Below are 18580 nucleotides of genomic sequence, written 5' to 3'. Positions count from 1 at the left end.
CGCATGACACAGGTGACCGTTGTCCTGGTCCCGGGCCTGGTCTCTGATGCGCGGGTCTGGAAACCCGTGGCAGAGGCCCTGGCCCCCAGGTACCCGATCCACGATGCGGACGTGCGACAGGACTCCTCGATCCCGGGCATGGCCCACCGCATCCTGCAACAGGTCGACGGCCCCCTGGTGGTGATCGGCCATTCCATGGGCGGCCGCGTCGCGATGGAGATGGCCCACCAGGCCCCGGATCGCCTGCGCGCCCTGGTGCTGGCCAATACCGGGCATGATGCGAAGAAACCCGGAGAGGAAGCAAAGCGCCAGGCCAAGATCGACCTGGCCAATGACGACATGGAAAAGCTGGCCGCCGAATGGCTGCCGCCCATGCTGGACCCGGCGCGCACCGGAGACACCGCCCTGATGCAGGACCTGACGGAGATGGTGCTGTCCATCGGGCCCGTGGTGCATGAACGCCAGATCCGGGCCCTCGTGGATCGCCCCGATGCGGGGACTTACATCTCCGAAATCACCTGCCCGATCCTGCTGGTGACCGGCGCGCAGGACGGCTGGTCCCCCGAACCGCAGCACCGTGAGATCGCCGATCTTGCGCCGGATGCGGAAGTGCATGTCATCGACCAGGCCGGGCATTTCCTGCCGCTCGAACAATCCGCACAAACCGTCGCGCTCATCACCGAATGGCTCGACCGCCGCCGGGAGGATATCCATGTCTGACGACAAGACACCGCTTGCCGATACCCCGCTGTTCGACCGCAAGGCCGGCATCCGCGGTTACAAGCTGAACAAGATGGCCATGTCGCTGGGCGAGGAGCCCAACCGCAAGGCATTCCTCGCGGACGAGGAAGCCTTCCTCGACAGCTACGGGCTGGACGCGGAAACCAAGGCGGCCGTCATGGTCCGCGACTGGCATGAGATGGTGCGCCTTGGCGGCAACCTGTTCTTCATCCTGAAGATCTCTGCCATCGACCCGACGCCGATCATCGCCATCGGGGCCGCACAGGCCGGCATGAGCGTCGAAGACTTCATGATTCAAAGACTGGGGAAGAGAAATGGCTGAGATCATCGGCGGACTTGGCACCAGCCACGTGCCCTCCATCTGTGTCGCGCTCGACAAGGGGATCGACCAGACCCCGCAGTGGAAACCCTTCTTCGACGGCTACGATTACCCCAAGCAATGGATGAAGGAGCACAAGCCCGACATCGCCGTCGTCATCTTCAACGATCACGGCAATGCCATGTTCCTGGACCGGGTGCCCACCTTCACGGTCGGCGTGGCGGACACCTACAAGCCCTCCGACGAAGGCTGGGGGCCCCGCGCGATCCCCGATTTCGCCGGGGCAGAGGACCTGGGCTGGCACTTCGCCGACAAGCTGGTCGAACGCCATTTCGACCCGATGATCGCCCGTGAGATCACCGTGGACCATGGCTGCCAGGTCCCGATGGAGCTGTTCTTCGGCCGCCCCGAAGACGCCTGGCCGGTCAAGATCCTGCCGATCTGGGTCAACACCGTGCAATTCCCGATCCCCACCCCGCAGCGCTGCTGGGACATGGGCCGCGTGCTGCGCGAGGCGATCGAAAGCTTCCCCGGCGATGAGCGTGTCGTGATCCTGGGCACCGGCGGGCTGTCCCACCAGCTGCAGGGCGCGCGCGCCGGCTTCCTGAACGAACAGGCGGACCGCGACTGGCTGGCCACCTTCGCCAGCGACCCGGACAAGTGGCGCTCCATGAGCCGCGAGGACTACGTCGAGAAGTTCGGCTCCGAAGGGGCAGAGCTGATCATGTGGCTGGTCATGCGCGCGGCCATGCAGCAGGAGGTCACCGTCAAGCATACGCATTACCACCTGCCCGCCTCGATGACCGGCGCCGGCTGCATCGTGCTGGAGAACGCGTGATGGCCTTCTTCCTGATGCGCTGCCTGCACCACCCGGACATGGGCGAAAAGCGCGATGCCCTGCGTCCCGAGCACCGCAAGTGGGTGGGCTCGGGCGGCGAAGGGCTGGTCTCCGTCCTGATCGGCTCTGCCCTGACCGATGACAGCGGCACCTCCCTCGGCAATTTCGGGGTGCTGGAGGCGCGCAGTGCGGCGGACGCCCGGGCCTTTGCCGAAGGGGACCCCTTCGCCGGGGCCGGCATCGTCCGGGACATCAGCATCGAGCCCCTGCCCGAGGCCTTCCAGGCCCAGCGCATCACCGATCCGATGAGCCCCCGGCTGGCCACCGCCTGACACGCGTCGCCACCCGGATCGCGCCCTGCATAAGGTCGGCAGGCGGAATGATCCCTGACGTTATGCGGGTCGCTGAAGGTCTGCTGCCTGCGTGAGGGAAGGAAGGTCGGTCGATGACGCCCCTCCTCCCCGCAAAGGCACTCGCTCAGCTGTGCCGGATTTCAGTGCCCAGCACCTTCAGACACTCGCGCATGAAGGCCGCAAGGGCGGTCCAGCCCTTGGCCGAAACCATGGTGCCGTCGACATAGGCTTCCTTGGGGTCGGCATCGTAGTAGGTGCCACCCACGGCCGTCACCTCTGGCGCACAGGCGCCAAGGCCCGCGACGGTCTTGCCCTTCAGCACCCCGGGAACCGCCATCAGGATCTGCACGCCATGGCAGATGGTGAAGATCGGTTTGCCGCTGTCGTGGAAATGCTTGACCATAGCCTGGATGCGGGGATCGGTGCGGATGTATTCCGGGCCACGCCCGCCGGCGGCATAGACCGCATCGTAGCTGTCCAGCTCGGCTTCGGCCTCGGAAAAGGTCTTGTTGATCTCGGCATTGTGGCCGGGCTTTTCGGTATAGGTCTGGTGCCCCTCGAAATCGTGCAGCGAGGTGGCGATCATGTCGCCGGCATTCTTGTCCGGGCAAACCACGTGCACGGTATGGCCGACGGCCTCCATGCCTTGCTGGTAGACGTAGATTTCATACTCTTCGGTAAACTCGCCGCAGAGCATGAGGATTTTCTTGCCGCTCATCTGGGCCTCCTGGGTCATGGGGTGGACCCGTCCGGCTGCAGGGCGGCCGGACGGGAAGATGGGTTCAGAACGGAGAGTCGGGGAAGTAGAACTGATCCGCGTTCTCAGGGGTGATCAGCGGCGCATCCAGCTTGAATGCCCCCCGCATCGGTGCCTGCCCCGCGAACTGCGCCGCGGTCATGTACATGGCAGAGGCGATCATCGACGGCGGATACGGCGTGGAGATCGGGGTGCGCACATCGCCCGCTTTCACCATCTCGATCACCTGCTTCATGCCGTTGCCGCCCAGCGCGTACTTGATGTCCTCGCGCCCCGCCTGGTCGACGGCCTCAAGCACGCCAAGCAGCATGTCGTCATCATTCGCCCATACCGCGTCGATGTTGGGGTATTGCGCCAGGTAATCCTGCATCAGCGTGAAAGCCTCGTCCTGGTTCCAGTTCGCGTACTGGATGTCGAGGATCTTGATGTCGGACTGGTCGATGACATCCGTGAAGCCCTGGATGCGCTCGTCGTCGATCACGGTCGGGATGCCACGCAGCACGACGATCTCCCCTTCGCCGCCCAGATTGTCGACCAGCCATTTGGCCGTGTTCGCGCCCACCGCGATATTGTCGCCCGCGACGTAAAGATCCTGGATCGAAGGATCGGCCAGACCACGGTCCACGACCGTGATGAAGGTGCCGTTGGAAGCGACCTGCTCCACAGGCCCGGTCAGCTCCTCTGACGTGAAGGGCAGGATGACCAGCGCATCAAGTTCATTGGTGGCAGACAGATCCTCGAGCGAGGACACCTGTGCCGTTGCCGAGGACGCGGTCGAGACGATCACGTCGATGTTGGGATAGGCGGCCTCAAGCTGCTTTTCGGCTTCCTGGGCATGATAGACCACGCCCCCGGTCCAGCCATGGGTTGCGGCCGGGATCGACACCGCGATGGTGAACGTCTTGTCCTGGGCGTGGGCCATGGCACCGGTCAGCGCGCTGGCGACGATGGTGGCCGACAGAAGCGTCGCCCCCTTGGTCATTTTCCTCATTTTCCCCTCCTCCATTGGGTTGTTATGCGCCCGCCGTTTTCAGCGGGTGCCCGTAAAGCGGTGAGCCAGCATGGCGATAATGATTATCGTCCCCTGGACCGCTGCCACGAGGTACTCCGACACCATGTCCGACAGGACCATGACGTTGGCGATGACCTCGAGGATGAGTGCGCCGGCGACAGTGCCCCATACACGGGCCTTGCCGCCGCGCAGGAGCGTGCCGCCGATGACGACCGCCGTGATGACCTGAAGCTCCCAAAGCTGCCCGGTCGTGGGCGTCGCGGCGCCAAGACGCGGCACGTAGCAGATCGCGGCCACGGCAACGCAGAAGCCTTGGATGACAAAGGCCATGGCCCGCACCCGTCCGACATGCACACCGGAAAAGCGCGCAACGTCGGCGTTGGACCCGACGGCGGTGACCCGACGGCCGTATTTCGTCCGATACAGGATGAAGGCCCCAAGCGCGGCGATCGCCAGCGTAATGATCACCGGGTAGGGAATGCCAAGAAAGTCGCCGAAGTAGACCGGGCGATAGGCCGTGCGCAGGCTGCGGTCGATCGAAAGCGACCCGCCGTCGGTCATGTAGGTGATGAGCGCGCGGAAGATGCCCATCGTGCCCAATGTGACGATGAAGGGCTCGATCCGCCCCACGGTGACGATGAGCCCGTTCAGAAGGCCGCAGAGAGAGCCCACCACCAGCGCGACGACCGCGCCGGCCGGGATGGCCCAGGCGCCAAGCGATGGGGCAAGCGCGTTCATCGCCATGATCATGATGCCCACGACGAAGGCCATCATCGACCCGATCGACAGGTCCAGCCCCCCCGTCGCGATCACGAAGGTCGCGCCAACGCCGATGATCGCGATGAAGGCGCTGCGCGTGATGACGTTCAGGATGTTGTTCGCCGACATGAAGTTCGAATTGATCAGCGCGCCCAGCAGGATGATCACCGCCAGCGCAATGAACGGAGCGAAGTCGCCCCAGCGGATCTTGAAGCCTTCGTTTTCCGGTATGGCTGCGATTTCGGCACTGCTCATGCGCGTTTCCTCCCCTCGGTGTCGGTGCCGCTGCTTGCGGCGGCATAGACGATGTTCTGTTCGGTGATGTCCGCGCCCGTCAGTTCGGCAACGAAACGCCCGCCGCGCATCACCAGCACGCGGTCGGACAGGCCGACAAGTTCGGGCAGTTCCGACGAAATCACGACACAGGCCTTCCCCGCCCGGACGAGATCGTCGATGAAACTGTAGATCTGGCTCTTGTTGCCGATGTCGATGCCGCGCGTCGGCTCGTCGATGATGACCACCGTGGGATCGGCCAGCATCACCTTGGCCAGCAGCAGCTTTTGCTGGTTGCCGCCTGACAGCTGTCCGGCCTCGACCGACAGGGTGCGGACGCGGATGTCGTATTCCTGCACCGCGCGCCGGACCGTGCCGGTTTCCCGCCGGCGATCAAGACGCAGGCGCGGGTTTACGGTGTCCAGCGCCTGGAGCGTCAGGTTCGCGGCCAGCCCCTCGTTGAGCAGCAGGCCCTTCCCCTTGCGGTCCTCGGTCAGGTAGACAAGCCCGGCCTCCATCATGGTGCCGACATTGGGTTTCCTGATCTCCCTGCCGTTAAGCATGATCGAGCCCGCCTGGGCCGGGCGCAATCCCATCAGCCCCTCGACAAGCTCCGTGCGGCCAGCCCCGATCATGCCGCCGATCCCAAGCACTTCGCCCGGGCGGACGTCAAAAGAGCCCGCGATCTTGCCGTGATCGACAGAGAGGTCCTCGACCGCAAGCGCGGGATCGGCGTTGGAAACCCCGCGTTTGGGTGGATACAGCATCGACAATTCGCGCCCGACCATCAGTTCCGCCATCTGGCGCTGATCCAGCTCCTGTGCCGGCCAGGTCCCGATCATCTTGCCGTCGCGCAGGACGGTGGCGCGGTCGGCAAGCGCCTCCACCTCTTCCAGGCGGTGAGAGATGTAAAGCACGGCGACACCCTGCGCGCGCAGGTTCCGGACGATCTCAAGCAGCGCGTCGACCTCGTCATTGGCCAGCATCGCGGTGGGTTCATCCAGGATGATCACCTTGCGGTCATCCAGCAGGGCGCGGGCGATCTGGACAAGCTGCCTTTGGGCAAGGGGCATGTCGCCGACCCGGGATGTCGGCCGCGCCGTGGAGCCGACCCGCGCCAGCACCTCGGCCGTGCGGCGGTTCATCCTGCGGTCGTCCACGCTGAAGTAACGGGACAGCTCGCGGCCAAGAAAGAGGTTCTGCGCCACTGTAAGATCGGGCGCGAGCAGGATTTCCTGATGCACAAGAACGATGCCCGCATCCTCGGCCTGCACGGCATCGGCAAAGGCGACCGTTTCCCCGGCCATGGCCAACGTGCCGCCGGTCGGCGCGGCATGACCTGACAGCAGCTTCATCAGCGTCGACTTGCCGGCCCCGTTTTCGCCGATGATCGCGTGGACCTCTCCGGCGCGGATATCAAGCGTCACGTCGCTCAGCACCGTGATCGGCCCATAGGCCTTGGACAGGCCTTCGGCGTGCAGCACCGGTCGACTGGGCGCGTTGCCCGCCCCGGGGGTATCCAGCCCTGGGGTCATCATTCGAAGGCCGCCGCAAGCCGGTCGCGCGACCGTTCGATATGTTCTTTCATGGCCTCATAGGCAGCATCCGCATCCCCTGCCCTGAAGGCCGCAAGCAGGCTCTCATGCTCTTCCAGCGCCTCCTGCGTGACCCGGCTGTGGAACATCAGACGGAAGATATGCAGGTGGATATGCTGGTCGTTCAGCGCCTGGCGCACGAATTCATTGTCCGCAAGTTGCAGGATCTCGTCGTGGAAATGCGCATCTGCCCGCGCGAAGCGCGAATAGCGGCTGTTGCGATCCACGGGCGGCTCGCCCTGCTCCATGTCGGCGGCGGCGGCCTCGATCCGGGCCAGCGTCTCGGGCGTCAGGTTCAGGCAGGCCTGCCGGGCGCTCTCGGGCTCCAGCATCAGGCGGAACTTGTAGAGGTTGTCGAATTCCTTGTGCGTCAGCTGCGGCGAGGTCGAGTAGCCGATCAGATGCGCCTTGCGCACCAGCCCCTCGCGCTCAAGCCGCGTCAGGGCTTCGCGCACCGGGGTTTGGGACACGTTCAGATCGCGCGCCAGCCCGTCGATCGGAATGCGGGCTCCGGGCGGGATCTCAAGCGACATGATGCGCTCGTAAATTTGTTCGTGAATGCTGTCAGCAATGCTGGAAGGCCGAACGAACCCGCCCTTCTCTTCGCGATTTGTCGATACAGCCATCATTCTTCCCAGTTCAGCGTTCTTGACAAGGCAGATCCTAACACTGATAGGATATCGCATGTCAAATACAATATCATATACGATCTGATTCAGAAGGGAGGTTCGCTTGGTGTTTTCGGCTGAAAATCTTCGTGAACTTTCGGAAAGGGCGCTTCTTGCACAGGCAGTTGCGCCGGAAAGCGCGCGCATCCAGGCAGACCTGCTGATCGAGGCTGAACTGCGCGGCCTGCCCTCCCATGGCCTCCAGCGCTTGCCGCGGATCGTTGAACGCCTGAAGGCCGGGCTTGCCGACCCCACCGCGAGGGGCGCGATACGCAAGACCCGGCCCGGCTTCCTGAGCGTGGACGGGCAACGCGGGCTTGGCCCGGTTGTCATGATGCAAACGCTCGATGCCCTGGCCGCCCTCCTCCCCGATCAGGGGATAGCTGTCGCCGCGATCCGAAACGCCAACCATATCGGCATGTTGGCCTATTACGCCGAAGCCGCCGCCGATCGGAACCTGATCGGCATCGTCCTGACCACGAGCGAGGCGCTGGTTCACCCCTTCGGCGGAACCGAGGCGCTGCTGGGCACCAACCCGATCGCCATCGGGATCCCCACCGGGGCTCGCCCCTTTATCCTGGACCTTGCGACCAGCCGCGTCTCCATGGGGAAGATCCACCACCACGCGCTGACCGGCACGCCGATCCCGGCGGATTGGGCCGTCGATGCCCAGGGCAACCGCACCACGGATCCCGAAGCCGCCAAGTCCGGCGCCATTGCCCCTTTCGGTGAGGCAAAGGGATATGGCCTGGGCCTGGGCGTAGAACTGCTTGTCGCAGCCCTGGCCGGATCGGCCTTCGCGCCGGATGTGGGCGGCACGCTCGATGCGACTGCGGTGGCGAACAAGGGCGATATCCTCATCCTGATCGACCCCAGCGCCGGGGACGGCAGCACCGCCGGCCTGGCCGCCTACCTTGACCGGCTGCGCGCCTCCCATCCCAGGGACCCGGACCGCCCCGTGGCCGTGCCCGGCGACAGGATGCACGCGCGGCGGGCGCAGGCCCTGGCCCGGGGCATCGCGCTGCCCGACGCCCTTCACCACGAAATCCGAACCCTCGCCGCGGGCTGAGCCCCCATGACATGACAGGAAAAGAAATGACCCTATTCGGCACGATCAGAGCACCCCGGGAAATGATCTTCGGCAGCGGCCAGCGCGACGCCCTTGGCAAGGTCGCGGCGCAATTGGGCAGGCGGGCTCTGGTGGTGACGGACGAGCGGCTGGCCGCAGATGCGACCTTCCAGGCCATGGTCGCGCAGCTCAAGGCAGAGGGCGTCTCGGTCCGGGTGGATGGCTCGACCCTGCCCGAAGTGCCGGTAGAGACGGCCATCGCCAGCGCCGAGGCCGCGCGCGATTTCGCGCCCGACCTGGTGATCGGCGTCGGCGGCGGCTCCTGCCTGGACATGGCGAAATGCGTGGCGGTCCTGCTGACCCATGGCGGCACGCCACAGGATTACTACGGCGAGTTCATGGTGCCCGGCCCCGTCATGCCCCTGATCGCCGTACCCACCACCGCCGGAACCGGATCAGAGGCGACGCCGGTGGCGGTCCTGTCGGACAGCGAACGCCAGCTCAAGGTCGGCATCTCCTCGCCCCATATCATCCCGACCGTCTCGATCTGCGACCCGGACCTTACGCTTACCTGCCCGCCCGCGCTGACCGCCATCGCAGGGGCGGACGCGCTGACCCACGCGATTGAGGCCTTCACGGCAATTCGGCGGGATCCGGTACCGGGGCTGGCGCAGGAGCGGGTTTTCGTCGGCAAGAACGCGACATCGGATCATTTCGCCCTGACCGCCATCGGCCTGCTCTGGCACGGGCTGGAAGCGGCATGTACCGACGGAACCGATGCTCAGGCACGCGCCAAAGTCATGATGGGCGCAATGACGGCGGGCCTTGCCTTTGGCGTGGCGGGCACCGCCGCCGCCCATGCGATCCAGTACCCGGTCGGCGCGCTGACCCACACGGCACATGGCCAGGGCGTCGCCTGCCTCATGCCCTACGTGCTGGCCTGGAACGCGCCAAGGATCGAAGCGGAGCTTGACCAGATCGCGGGCGCCATCGGCGTAAGCAACCGCGATGCCGTCATCCCGGCCATCGCGGCGCTCTTCGGGCGCATCGGCATTCCCCGCACGCTCCAGGATCTCGGGCTGGCCGAAGACAAGCTGGACTGGGTGGCCGAGCAATCCTGCGGCATCGCCCGGCTGATCCAGAACAACCCGCGCCCGCTTCCGCTTGAGGACATGCGGCGGCTGGTCGGCGCGGCCTATCACGGCAAGCTCGACGTGCTGGAAACCAACTGAGGGAAACGACGCGATGACACTCGACACCACTTTCACCGGCTACGCTGACCCGTCGCTGCACGCCGAAGGCCTCTACATTGGCGGTAAATGGGAGGCCGGCAGTGGCATCCCCGTGATCGACCCCTCGACCGGCACCGCCATCGCCGAAGTGCCCGATGCCGGCACCGAAGACGCCCTGCGCGCCGTGGAGGCCGCTGCCGCCGCCGCAGCCGGCTGGCGCGCCACGCCCTCCCGACAGCGGTCTGAGATCCTGCGCCGCTGGTTCACCCTGATGACCGAACACGCCGAGGAACTGGCGCTGCTGATCAGCCTGGAGAACGGCAAGGCGCTGTCAGACGCGCGTGGCGAGGTCGCCTATGCCGCCGAGTTCTTCCGCTGGTACGCCGAAGAAGCCACCCGGATCGGCGGCGAATTCCGTCACGCCCCTTCGGGCGCACACAACATCCTTGTCGATCATGAGCCCATCGGGATCGCGGTGCTGATCACGCCCTGGAACTTCCCCGCCGCCATGGCCACGCGCAAGATCGGCCCGGCCCTTGCCGCCGGCTGCACCGTGATCCTCAAGCCCGCGTCGGAAACACCCCTGACGGCCTATGCCATGGCGCGCCTTGGCGAAGAGGCCGGGGTGCCACCGGGCGTCGTGAACGTGCTGACCACCTCCAACCCGGGCCCGGTGACCTCTGCCATGCTGGCCGACCCACGGGTGCGCAAGCTCTCCTTCACCGGCTCCACCGGCGTCGGGCGGACCCTTCTGGCAGAGGCCGCGAAATCGGTGGTGAACTGCTCCATGGAGCTGGGCGGCAACGCGCCCTTCCTGGTCTTTGACGATGCCGATCTCTCTGCCGCGCTCGACGGCGCGATGATCGCCAAGATGCGCAACGGAGGAGAGGCCTGCACGGCCGCCAACCGCTTCTACGTGCAGGCGGGCATCCACGACGCCTTCGTCGAGGGGCTGACCGAGCGCATGGCCGCGCTGAAGCTGGGGGCGGGCTACGATCCCGAAACCCAGTGCGGCCCGATGATCACCACCAGGGCCGTGGACAAGATCGACCGCCTGGTGTCCGAGGCGACCTCGCGCGGCGCGCGCACCACCACGGGCGGCGCCCCGGTGGAGGGCAGCGGCTACTACTACCCGCCCACGGTGCTGGAAAACGTGCCCACCGATGCCGCCCTTGCGCACGAGGAAATCTTCGGCCCCATCGCCGCCGTCTACCGCTTCGAGACAGAGGAAGAGGCGATCCGCCTTGCCAATGACACCGAGTACGGGCTTGCGGCCTATGTCTATTCGCGGGACATCATGCGGGCGATGCGTGTCGGGCGCGGGATCGAGACCGGCATGATCGGCATCAACCGTGGCCTGATGTCGGACCCGGCAGCCCCCTTCGGCGGCGCCAAGCAAAGCGGCCTCGGGCGCGAGGGCGGGGTAACCGGCATCCTCGAGTTCATGGAGCCCAAATACTTCGCCGTCGAATTCTGACGGCGGGAAAGGAAGACGATGACGCAGCGCGACCTCTACTTCAACCGGGCCTTCATCCCCGATTTCGACGCGATCATGGAAGAGACAGAGGCGCGCAGCCGCGCCTTCGCCGACACAGCGCGCGTTGAACGGAACCTGAGCTACGGGGACACGTCCCGGCAAAGCTTCGACTTGGTCTTTCCGCCCGATCCGGCCCCCGGCGCGCCGCTGCACATGTTCATCCATGGCGGCTACTGGCGCGGCGGCAGCAAGGACGCGCATACCCTCGTCGCGGCCCCCGTGCTCGCGGCGGGCGGGGTGGCCGCGCTGATCAGCTACGACCTGATGCCCCGGACCCGGCTGGCCGATATCGTCGGCCAGGTCCGCCGCGCCGCGCGGCACATCGTGGATCTCGCGCCCGACATCGGCGCGGACCCTGCCCGCTTCACCGTCAGCGGCCATTCGGCCGGCGCGCACCTTGCATCGCTTCTGGCCGCGCAGGCGCCGGGCGACGCCGGGCCGATCGACCTGCCCGACCTGCGCGGCCTGCTCCTTGTCAGCGGGATCTACGACCTTTCGGGCATCCCGGGATCCTTCCTGAAGGACGAGGCAAAGATGACCCCCGAGGAGGCAACCGCCTGGTCCCCGCTTCTGGCCGCCCACCGGCCAGCCCCCCTGCGGATCATCACCTGCGGCCAGGAAGAGACCGCCCCCTTCCAGGACCAGGCCGTCGCCCTGAACGCCCTGCTCGACCGCGACGCGCAGCCGACCGAGCTTCGCCGGGAGCAGGACCGAAACCACCTGACCATCGTCTTCGACCTGGCAGATCCGGCGGCCCCCCTGGGCAGACGGCTGCGAGACCTTGTACGCGCCTCCTGAAAGGCGGCACCTCCGCCGCGAACACGTCTAAAAGCCGCCACCCCTTCCCGCTGAGGCGCCCACGCCTTGCTCCAACGGCCGGGACGACAAGAGCTGCCCTGCGTGATCTTCCGGAAGGTCGCTGCCGCCGCTCCGCTGGCTGCTTTCAGCCCAAAGCTGCCTTCCGTGCTCGCCGCAGCAGGACGACAGGCGTCGACACGGATCTGGGCGATTTTGCGGACCTTCGCTGCACTCTGCAGCCGATGTCCGTTATGCTTACTTGGGGAACTAATCGATTATGCTTTGATTGGCTGAGCCGCTCTCTTGGCTCGCTGTCCACCAAAGCACTTCAGGCTCACCTGTTGAGAAGACAACGTTTACCATATAGAGCGTCCCATCGCACGGAATAAAAATAGCATGCTGATGTAGAACATCTTTGAATCTTCTTATCGCAGCCGAAATTTCATCCGCTTTTTCCTGAGCGGAAAATTCCGTCTTCAAAGGGTTGCGGCAGTGAAGAAGCTCGCTGGCTTTGCCCCACATTTTAAAGAGCTCACTCCCCGAGATGAACTTATCCTCAATGTGGGCTATCTGAATTACGCCCGTCGGCGTCCGCACTGAAGAAATCGGAGATGGCATATAATTTGGATTCTCTTTCTCCAGTACTTTCCTAAGCTTGTCCCAGCCGTCGTTTTTCTTCAAAGTGGAGAGCAGGTCATCAACAACTTTTGAGTGAAGCGAAAATGAGGCCAAAAGAGTTGCCTCACATATCATTCTGACCTGTAGCGCCGCCTCCTCCAACCGAAGTGACCGGGAGTTATCTTCTTCCCAGAGAGATAAGCAGCGTTCGGTATGGATCACTCTATTACTGATATCTTTCATGATTTCTGCGTAGGATATAATCCCTTCATCATTGGGCATCGAAAAATCCAAATGGCTTGCTAAGGATAAAAGTTCGCCGCGTGAAGCCCGGCTGGGACTGGCCGCAAGTTCTTTCTTTTTGTCAGACTATATCCCGCAATAGTGGGTGGCAAGTTAGCCCCAGACTTGGCTAGTGGGCTGCACTCGGAAGCTGCATCGCAGAACTTCTTTCTCTCTCGCCAAGGTCCGCTCAGTGCCGGGAAGCAACGTGCCACTCGGGCAAGAAGGCGCTAGAAGAGATCCCCCCTCACTGCGCCCCGCCATTCGACCGAGATGCAGCACCCCCCACCACGGCCTCCCGCACGCCCGTCGCACCCGCCCCTTCAAGGTCCGCCAGAACCAGGTTTCTCAAAAGATGGGGAAGCCAGATACGACAAAGCCCCCGCGAGTGGCGAGGGCTGTGTCGAAATTGGTTGCGGGGGTAGGATTTGAACCTACGACCTTCAGGTTATGAGCCTGACGAGCTACCGGGCTGCTCCACCCCGCGCCAATGTCCTTTCGGATGGCGTCGATGTATCCCGCAGTTCAGATAGGTGCAAGGGCCAGATGCTGTTTTTTTGACAAAATAGTAAAACTTCTTCTGCGGCCTCTCCTGCGCAAGGAAGGTGACGCAGGGTCTGCGGGTTTCTCATAATCTTTCAGCCGCTTAGGGGAAATCTGACTGCCGCCTGCGGAAGGTGGCGCTGACGCGAGAGCGCATCGGACTGGAGCACCGCAGGCTCGAATCGCGCCGCGCAGGGCGACTCGCCCCCGCTTGCCTGGAAGGGCCCTTCCGGAGGGATCGGCAGAGGCCCCGAAAGGGGCTGCAGGCTGCTGTCAGATGACTGATATGCGGGGAAAAATAGGGTCAGGCGAAGTTCTTTCGCCGCGGTGCTTCGCACCCTGCTTCGTTCCGAAGCCTGACCGGGCATGGGCTGCCCATTCTGAAAAGCTCTTGCTGAAAAGCCCTTGGTCAGGCGCCCCGCCGGGCGCCCTCACTGAATAGATCGTCTCGTAATCCGCCAACCGGGCGACGGCCAGCTAAAATTTGAAGTAAAGGCATCACGATCTGCGGACCCGTCTGAAATACGACCGGCCCTCAGGGACGCGCGCCCTCAGAAACGAAAGGTAAACTGGCAGCCAAAGGCCGTGGCCGCGAAATCCGCGAACTCCACGTTGCCATGGCCCCGGGAATCCCAGGCCTCCTTCGCCAGCCCTGCCCCGATCGAGGCCAGGCAGGTCTGCAACGGGGGCAGGTCCATCCGGGCGGCCGCCTGGGTCACGACCAGCCCGGCCCCCAGGTGAAGCTGTTTGTCGAACTGACCATCCGACAAGGAGATCAGGCCCGCCGAAAGCAGTGCAAAAGGTTCCATCGGGAAAATTCACTCAAAATAGAAGATTTAACCCCGTGTAAACTTTCGCTGCCTGCGGACCAGCCAGAAGTTAACTTAACGTTAACGCGCGCAGGCCCCCGGGTGTCACCGGCAGGTTAACGAAGCGCCTCCCCACCGTGCGGAGCGCACCGACGCAATACCGACGTGATACCGACAGGATACAGATGCGGCACAGACGTGGATTTCAGGCGGTTTCCCCAGCGTTTTTTGCTTCGTTCAGCCGTCGATCTGGGGCACACTGCACCCCATGAACCGGGGCCAACACCCCTGCCAGGGTGCCCGGATCATCGCAGCCAGGATGTGGGGGCAAGCGCATGCACCTGACCAGAACGGACCCTGAGGCCAATCTTTTTCGCTTCTATCGCATTGAAATCGTTCGCGGACTTTTCGGCGACTGGGGGCTTGTCCGCAACTGGGGGCGGGTCGGAACCGCCGGCCAGTTGCGCACCGACTGGTTCGGGACAGAGGCAGAGGCAAAGGATGCCCGCTTCACCCTGCAGATGCAGAAAGCCAAGCGCGGCTACCTCTGAAACCTCCGCGCGCGGCCCGTTAACCGCTTTTTCGCACCGATCTGCCAGGCTCGCGCCACCGGAAAACCGGCCCGGGGCGCATTTCAGCCGCGAAACCGTGCAAGATCCGACAGGCATTGATCGCGCTTGATGGCGCGCGTCACCACCGCTGTCCGCGTGCGCGCCACGCCGGGAAAGCGCGCCACCTCGTAGCGGATCAGGTCGTCCATCTCGCGCATGTCTCGGGCCACGACGTGCAGCGAATAATCGGATTCCCCCGTGGTGGCATGGCAGCGCCAGATCGCCGGATGCCGCAGCACCGCGCGCTCGAAGTCATCCGCGGCGTCGAAATCCAGCGTGACCTCGATGATCGCCTCCAGCCCGAAGCCCAGCGCCGAAGGCTCCAGCCGGGCACGGTAGCCTTCGATCACCCCGGCCTCTTCCAGCGCCTTCACGCGCTTCCAAACCGGGGTCTTGGACATGTTCATATGCTCTGCCAGCTCGGCAAAGGACATGCGGCCATTGCCCTCGAGCAGCTTCAGAAGGTCCAGGTCCACAAGATCCATTCGTTCTCCGCCTTGGCCAGATTCAGGGTGTTTCATTCCTGAACCATACAGGATTCCGGAAATCAGGGAACAATGACCTGCCCTTTTTAGGGGACGATAGGCAAAACCGGCAACAGGAGCCCCCCCCATGAACCGCGAAGACTACCATGCCATGATCGAGACGCCGAAGATGCTGGATTACGGTGTCTACCTCGACGTGGAAAAGCTGCTGGATTGCCAGAAGCCGCTCAAGGAAATGGCCAATGCCGATGAGCTGCAGTTCCAGATCGTCCACCAGGTAGAGGAGCTCTGGATGAAGCTCATGGCCTATACGCTGGTCGACGTGATGGACTACCTGAAAGAGGGCAACACCAACCGCGTGGTCACGCTGATGGGGCGCGTGCACCGGCTCATGCGGCTGATGACGGCCCAGCTGGACGTTCTGGAAACCATGTCGCCGCGCGAATACCAGGAAATCCGGCTGCAGCTTGGCAATGGCTCGGGCCAGGAAAGCCCCGGTTTTGCAACGCTTCTTCGCATGCCCCGCGACCTGTGGGAGGCCTACAAGGCCACTTACCTCGACGGCAAGGGGCTGACCGTCGAAGATGTCTACAACGGCAAGTACGACCACGGCGACAGCTATGTCACCGGCGAGGCGCTGATCGAATTCGACGAGCTGTTCCAGAAGTTCCGCGCCATGCATGTCTACCTGATCCACCGCTCCATCGGACTGGGGTCCAAGTCGCTCAAGGGGCGCCCGGTCTCCCTGCTGGAAGCCGGCGCCAAGCACCGCTTCTTCCCCGAGCTCTGGGATGTGCGCTGCGACATGACCGATGCATGGGGCAGCAGCTACGGCGTGGTGCGCGATGCGATCCACGACAAGAAAAAGGCCTGATCGCGCCGCCCCACGGCGGTACGGCCCTGTTATTGCTGGTGAAATCAAAATGCCCCGAGGCGCCTCACGCACCTCGGGGCATGTCTTTTGGGCCTCTGAACCTTCCCCGCGGGGACGATGTGGGCCTCAGCCGGCCCTGTCGTCTTCCTTCAGGAACTTGAACAGAAGGTCATGGGTCTCCTGGACGTCCCGGTGCATGGCATCGCGGAAGGCCGCGCTGTCGCCGGCCTCATGCGCGGCCAGCATCTCGTCATGATGCAGCGTGTAGCCGACCTTGTAGCTGGTGCGCAGCAGCTCCCGCATCCGGTCGGAGAGGAAGCGCACATAGGCCCCGCTGCGCAGCCAGAGGTTCTCGATCTGGCTGACAAGGACGGGGTTGCCGCTGGCCCGGTAGATCAGGAAATGGAAGGCCCGGTTCGCGGCCAGCATGGTCACCACGTCGCCGGTTTCGCCGGTGGCGCGATGGGCCTCCAGGTTGGCGCGCATTTCCGCGATGTCCTCTGCCGTCAGGTTGGCAAAGGCCATCTCGGCCACGGCCGGCTCAAGGATCAGCCGCGCCTGGCAGATATGGCCCAGCTCCTTGACATCCAGCGCCGGGACGACAGCCGTGCCCGTGGAAGAAATCCGCAGTGCGTTCTCTGCCGCAAGGCGGCGCAGCGCCTCGCGGATCGGCATGTGGGAGGTCATGAACTTTTCCGACAGCGCCGGGATGGTAAAGCCCTCCCCCGCCTCGAAGGCACCGCTGACCAGGGCTTCGCGCAGCTGGTCATAGACCTGGTCCTGTACGGTCCGCCGCGCACGGACGGGCTTGAATCTGGGCGTGGCCGCCATTGCGCGTCCCCCTTACCGCAGTTTCGGATCAAGCCGGTCGCGCAGCCAGTCGCCAAAGACATTCACGCTGATCAGCAGAACGATCAGCATCAGCGACGGGAAGACGACCACCCACCATTCCCCGGCGAACAGGTAGCCGTAGCCGACCTTGATGAGCGTCCCCAGGGAGGGCTGGCTGGCCGGCATCCCGAAGCCCAGGAAGGACAGCGTGGCCTCGGTCATGATCGCAAAGGCGATGTCCATTGTGGCCAGCACGAAGACCGGGTTGAGGGAGTTCGGCATCACGTGGCGGAACAGGATGCCCGCATGCCCCCGCCCCGCAAGCCGGGAGGCCATGACGTAGTTCTTGCCTGCCTCCGTGATCACCGCCGCCCGGACAAGGCGCGCGAAATGCGGCCAGTGAGAGATCCCAAGCGCCAGTACCACGATCAGAAAGGCCGCGCTTTCCTGCTGGTTGACCGGCAGCATGGACCGGCTCAGCCCGCCGATGAGCAGGGCCAGCAGCATCGCGGGGAAGGTGAACTGGATGTCCGCCGCCCGCATGATGATCGTTTCAGTCCAGCCTCGGAAGTAGCCGGCCAGCAGCCCAAGGGTCAGGCCGATTGCCACCGACAGCGCCACCGCCAGCACCCCGACCTTGAGAGAGGTCCGCAGCCCCAGCATCAGCAGGGACAGAAGATCGGCCCCCTGGCTGTCGGTCCCCAGCAGGAAGCGGGCATCGCCGCCGGGCATCCAGCTGGGCGGCAGGTGGCTGTCGAACAGGTCCAGGCTGGCCAGGTCATAGGGATCCGTTGGCGCGATCCAGGGGGCGAAGATCGCCACCAGGAGCAGCAGGATCAGGACGGTCGTGGCCAGAAGCACCACGGGCCGGTCGGCAAGCGCGCGGGCATGTCCGCGCAGGGCAATCGCAGGGGTCATGTCAGGCAGCTTTCGAAAGACGGACGCGCGGATCGGCCAGCGTGTAAAGCAGGTCGACGATCAGGTTGATCGCGGCAAAGACGCAGGCGATCAGGATGAGGAAGGCGGTGATGATCGGAATGTCGGATTCGGTCAGCGCATTCAGGAACATGGTTCCCAGCCCTGGCCATTGGAACACCTGCTCGACCACCACCGCGAAGGCGATGAGATAGCCGATCTGGATCCCGCTCACGGTGATGATCGGCAGCAGCGTGTTGCGCAGCGCGTGATGGAAATGCACGACGCGGTCCTTGATGCCGCGGGCGCGCGCAAAGCGGATGTAATCCATGCGCAGCACCTCCAGCATCTCTGCCCGCACCAGGCGCGCCACCAGCGCCACCTGGCTGATCGCCAGAGAGATGGCCGGCATGATCAGCGCCATCAGGCCAGAGGCCGTCAGCAAGCCGGTCCCCCAACCGCCGATGGAGACGGTCTGCCCCCGCCCGAAGGAGGGCAGCCAGCCCAGTTGCACGGAGAAGCCGAAGATCAGCAGGATGCCGATGACGAAGGTCGGCAGCGATACCCCGATGATCGAGCCCGTGATCAGCGCGCTGGCCCACCAGGTGTCCCGCCAGATGGCCGCCACCACGCCCAGCGGAATGCCGATGGCAAGCGAGAT

General features: G+C 64.4%; 21 protein-coding genes and 1 tRNA gene. 10 read left to right on the top strand and 12 right to left on the bottom strand.

Going from position 1 to position 18580, the window contains the following annotated elements:
• The first annotated feature begins 3 nt into the window (after window positions 1-3).
• From HCZ97_RS15740 to HCZ97_RS15725, 4 genes are read left to right on the top strand one after another with little or no spacing between them, the layout of a single operon-like run.
• Entirely contained in the window at window positions 4-720 is a 717-nt protein-coding gene (locus tag HCZ97_RS15740; RefSeq protein WP_167689828.1) for an alpha/beta fold hydrolase, read from the top strand.
• A complete protein-coding gene (locus HCZ97_RS15735) occupies window positions 713-1063 on the top strand; it encodes an extradiol ring-cleavage dioxygenase (RefSeq protein WP_167689826.1) in 351 nt (116 codons plus the stop codon). The genes HCZ97_RS15740 and HCZ97_RS15735 overlap by 8 nt, the downstream gene beginning before the upstream one ends.
• Window positions 1056-1898 carry a class III extradiol dioxygenase family protein gene (locus tag HCZ97_RS15730; protein ID WP_167689824.1) on the top strand — a complete coding sequence of 281 codons (843 nt, stop codon included), beginning with the start codon at window positions 1056-1058 and terminating at the stop codon, window positions 1896-1898. The genes HCZ97_RS15735 and HCZ97_RS15730 overlap by 8 nt, the downstream gene beginning before the upstream one ends.
• Window positions 1898-2230 (top strand): YciI family protein, encoded by a 333-nt coding sequence (locus HCZ97_RS15725; RefSeq protein ID WP_167689822.1) that lies wholly within the window; start codon window positions 1898-1900, stop codon window positions 2228-2230. Before HCZ97_RS15730 ends, HCZ97_RS15725 begins: the two co-directional genes overlap by 1 nt.
• Window positions 2231-2375: 145 nt before the next feature.
• Here the strand turns inward: HCZ97_RS15725 and HCZ97_RS15720 are convergent, their stop codons facing one another.
• From HCZ97_RS15720 to HCZ97_RS15700, 5 genes are all read right to left on the bottom strand, one after another.
• A complete protein-coding gene (locus HCZ97_RS15720) occupies window positions 2376-2969 on the bottom strand; it encodes a DJ-1/PfpI family protein (RefSeq protein ID WP_167689821.1) in 594 nt (197 codons plus the stop codon).
• A gap of 64 nt (window positions 2970-3033) precedes the next feature.
• The gene (locus HCZ97_RS15715) at window positions 3034-3999 is read right to left on the bottom strand and encodes a substrate-binding domain-containing protein (RefSeq protein WP_175581747.1); all 966 of its coding nucleotides are present in this window, start codon (window positions 3997-3999) and stop codon (window positions 3034-3036) included.
• 39 nt (window positions 4000-4038) lie between these two features.
• On the bottom strand, window positions 4039-5034 hold the full coding sequence (locus HCZ97_RS15710; RefSeq protein WP_167689819.1) for an ABC transporter permease: 996 nt from the start codon (window positions 5032-5034) through the stop codon (window positions 4039-4041).
• A complete protein-coding gene (locus tag HCZ97_RS15705; protein WP_254871562.1) occupies window positions 5031-6590 on the bottom strand; it encodes a sugar ABC transporter ATP-binding protein in 1560 nt (519 codons plus the stop codon). The genes HCZ97_RS15710 and HCZ97_RS15705 overlap by 4 nt, the downstream gene beginning before the upstream one ends.
• Window positions 6587-7273: a GntR family transcriptional regulator gene (locus HCZ97_RS15700; protein WP_167689817.1), complete on the bottom strand. Its 687-nt coding sequence runs from the start codon at window positions 7271-7273 to the stop codon at window positions 6587-6589. Before HCZ97_RS15700 ends, HCZ97_RS15705 begins: the two co-directional genes overlap by 4 nt.
• A gap of 109 nt (window positions 7274-7382) precedes the next feature.
• Between HCZ97_RS15700 and HCZ97_RS15695 the strand changes: the two genes are divergently transcribed.
• The 4 genes from HCZ97_RS15695 (at window position 7383) to HCZ97_RS15680 (ending at window position 11951) form a co-directional block, all read left to right on the top strand.
• A complete protein-coding gene (locus HCZ97_RS15695; protein ID WP_167689876.1) occupies window positions 7383-8384 on the top strand; it encodes an Ldh family oxidoreductase in 1002 nt (333 codons plus the stop codon).
• Between the two features lie 62 nt (window positions 8385-8446).
• A complete protein-coding gene (locus HCZ97_RS15690) occupies window positions 8447-9616 on the top strand; it encodes an iron-containing alcohol dehydrogenase (RefSeq protein ID WP_254871560.1) in 1170 nt (389 codons plus the stop codon).
• A gap of 13 nt (window positions 9617-9629) precedes the next feature.
• A complete protein-coding gene (locus HCZ97_RS15685) occupies window positions 9630-11093 on the top strand; it encodes an NAD-dependent succinate-semialdehyde dehydrogenase (RefSeq protein ID WP_167689813.1) in 1464 nt (487 codons plus the stop codon).
• A gap of 18 nt (window positions 11094-11111) precedes the next feature.
• Window positions 11112-11951 carry an alpha/beta hydrolase gene (locus HCZ97_RS15680; protein ID WP_167689811.1) on the top strand — a complete coding sequence of 280 codons (840 nt, stop codon included), beginning with the start codon at window positions 11112-11114 and terminating at the stop codon, window positions 11949-11951.
• A 267-nt stretch (window positions 11952-12218) separates the two neighbouring features.
• Here the strand turns inward: HCZ97_RS15680 and HCZ97_RS15675 are convergent, their stop codons facing one another.
• The 3 genes from HCZ97_RS15675 to HCZ97_RS15665 all read right to left on the bottom strand — a co-directional run bounded on the left by HCZ97_RS15675 (window position 12219) and on the right by HCZ97_RS15665 (window position 14203).
• A complete protein-coding gene (locus HCZ97_RS15675) occupies window positions 12219-12812 on the bottom strand; it encodes a hypothetical protein (RefSeq protein ID WP_217701796.1) in 594 nt (197 codons plus the stop codon).
• Between the two features lie 449 nt (window positions 12813-13261).
• Window positions 13262-13338, bottom strand: a tRNA-Met gene (locus tag HCZ97_RS15670).
• A 607-nt stretch (window positions 13339-13945) separates the two neighbouring features.
• Entirely contained in the window at window positions 13946-14203 is a 258-nt protein-coding gene (locus HCZ97_RS15665; protein WP_167689808.1) for a hypothetical protein, read from the bottom strand.
• 335 nt (window positions 14204-14538) lie between these two features.
• Between HCZ97_RS15665 and HCZ97_RS15660 the strand changes: the two genes are divergently transcribed.
• Complete coding sequence (locus HCZ97_RS15660; protein ID WP_167689806.1) at window positions 14539-14754, top strand: WGR domain-containing protein; 216 nt, start codon at window positions 14539-14541, stop codon at window positions 14752-14754.
• 83 nt (window positions 14755-14837) lie between these two features.
• Here HCZ97_RS15660 and HCZ97_RS15655 read toward each other — a convergent pair whose 3' ends face one another.
• Window positions 14838-15299: an Lrp/AsnC family transcriptional regulator gene (locus HCZ97_RS15655; RefSeq protein ID WP_167689804.1), complete on the bottom strand. Its 462-nt coding sequence runs from the start codon at window positions 15297-15299 to the stop codon at window positions 14838-14840.
• Between the two features lie 127 nt (window positions 15300-15426).
• Between HCZ97_RS15655 and HCZ97_RS15650 the strand changes: the two genes are divergently transcribed.
• A complete protein-coding gene (locus tag HCZ97_RS15650; protein WP_167689802.1) occupies window positions 15427-16173 on the top strand; it encodes a tryptophan 2,3-dioxygenase family protein in 747 nt (248 codons plus the stop codon).
• Between the two features lie 126 nt (window positions 16174-16299).
• Here HCZ97_RS15650 and HCZ97_RS15645 read toward each other — a convergent pair whose 3' ends face one another.
• The 3 genes from HCZ97_RS15645 to HCZ97_RS15635 form a co-directional block, all read right to left on the bottom strand.
• Entirely contained in the window at window positions 16300-17004 is a 705-nt protein-coding gene (locus HCZ97_RS15645) for a GntR family transcriptional regulator (protein WP_167689800.1), read from the bottom strand.
• 12 nt (window positions 17005-17016) lie between these two features.
• A complete protein-coding gene (locus HCZ97_RS15640) occupies window positions 17017-17922 on the bottom strand; it encodes an ABC transporter permease (protein ID WP_167689798.1) in 906 nt (301 codons plus the stop codon).
• 1 nt (window position 17923) lies between these two features.
• On the bottom strand, window positions 17924-18580 hold a 657-nt coding region (locus HCZ97_RS15635), incomplete at its 5' end, for an ABC transporter permease (protein WP_167689796.1).

The sequence above is a fragment of the Pseudooceanicola sp. HF7 genome, assembly GCF_011806405.1.
Classification (GTDB): Bacteria; Pseudomonadota; Alphaproteobacteria; order Rhodobacterales; family Rhodobacteraceae; genus Pseudooceanicola.
Note: the sequence above shows the minus strand (reverse complement) of the source record. Positions and strands in the feature narration are given on the sequence as shown.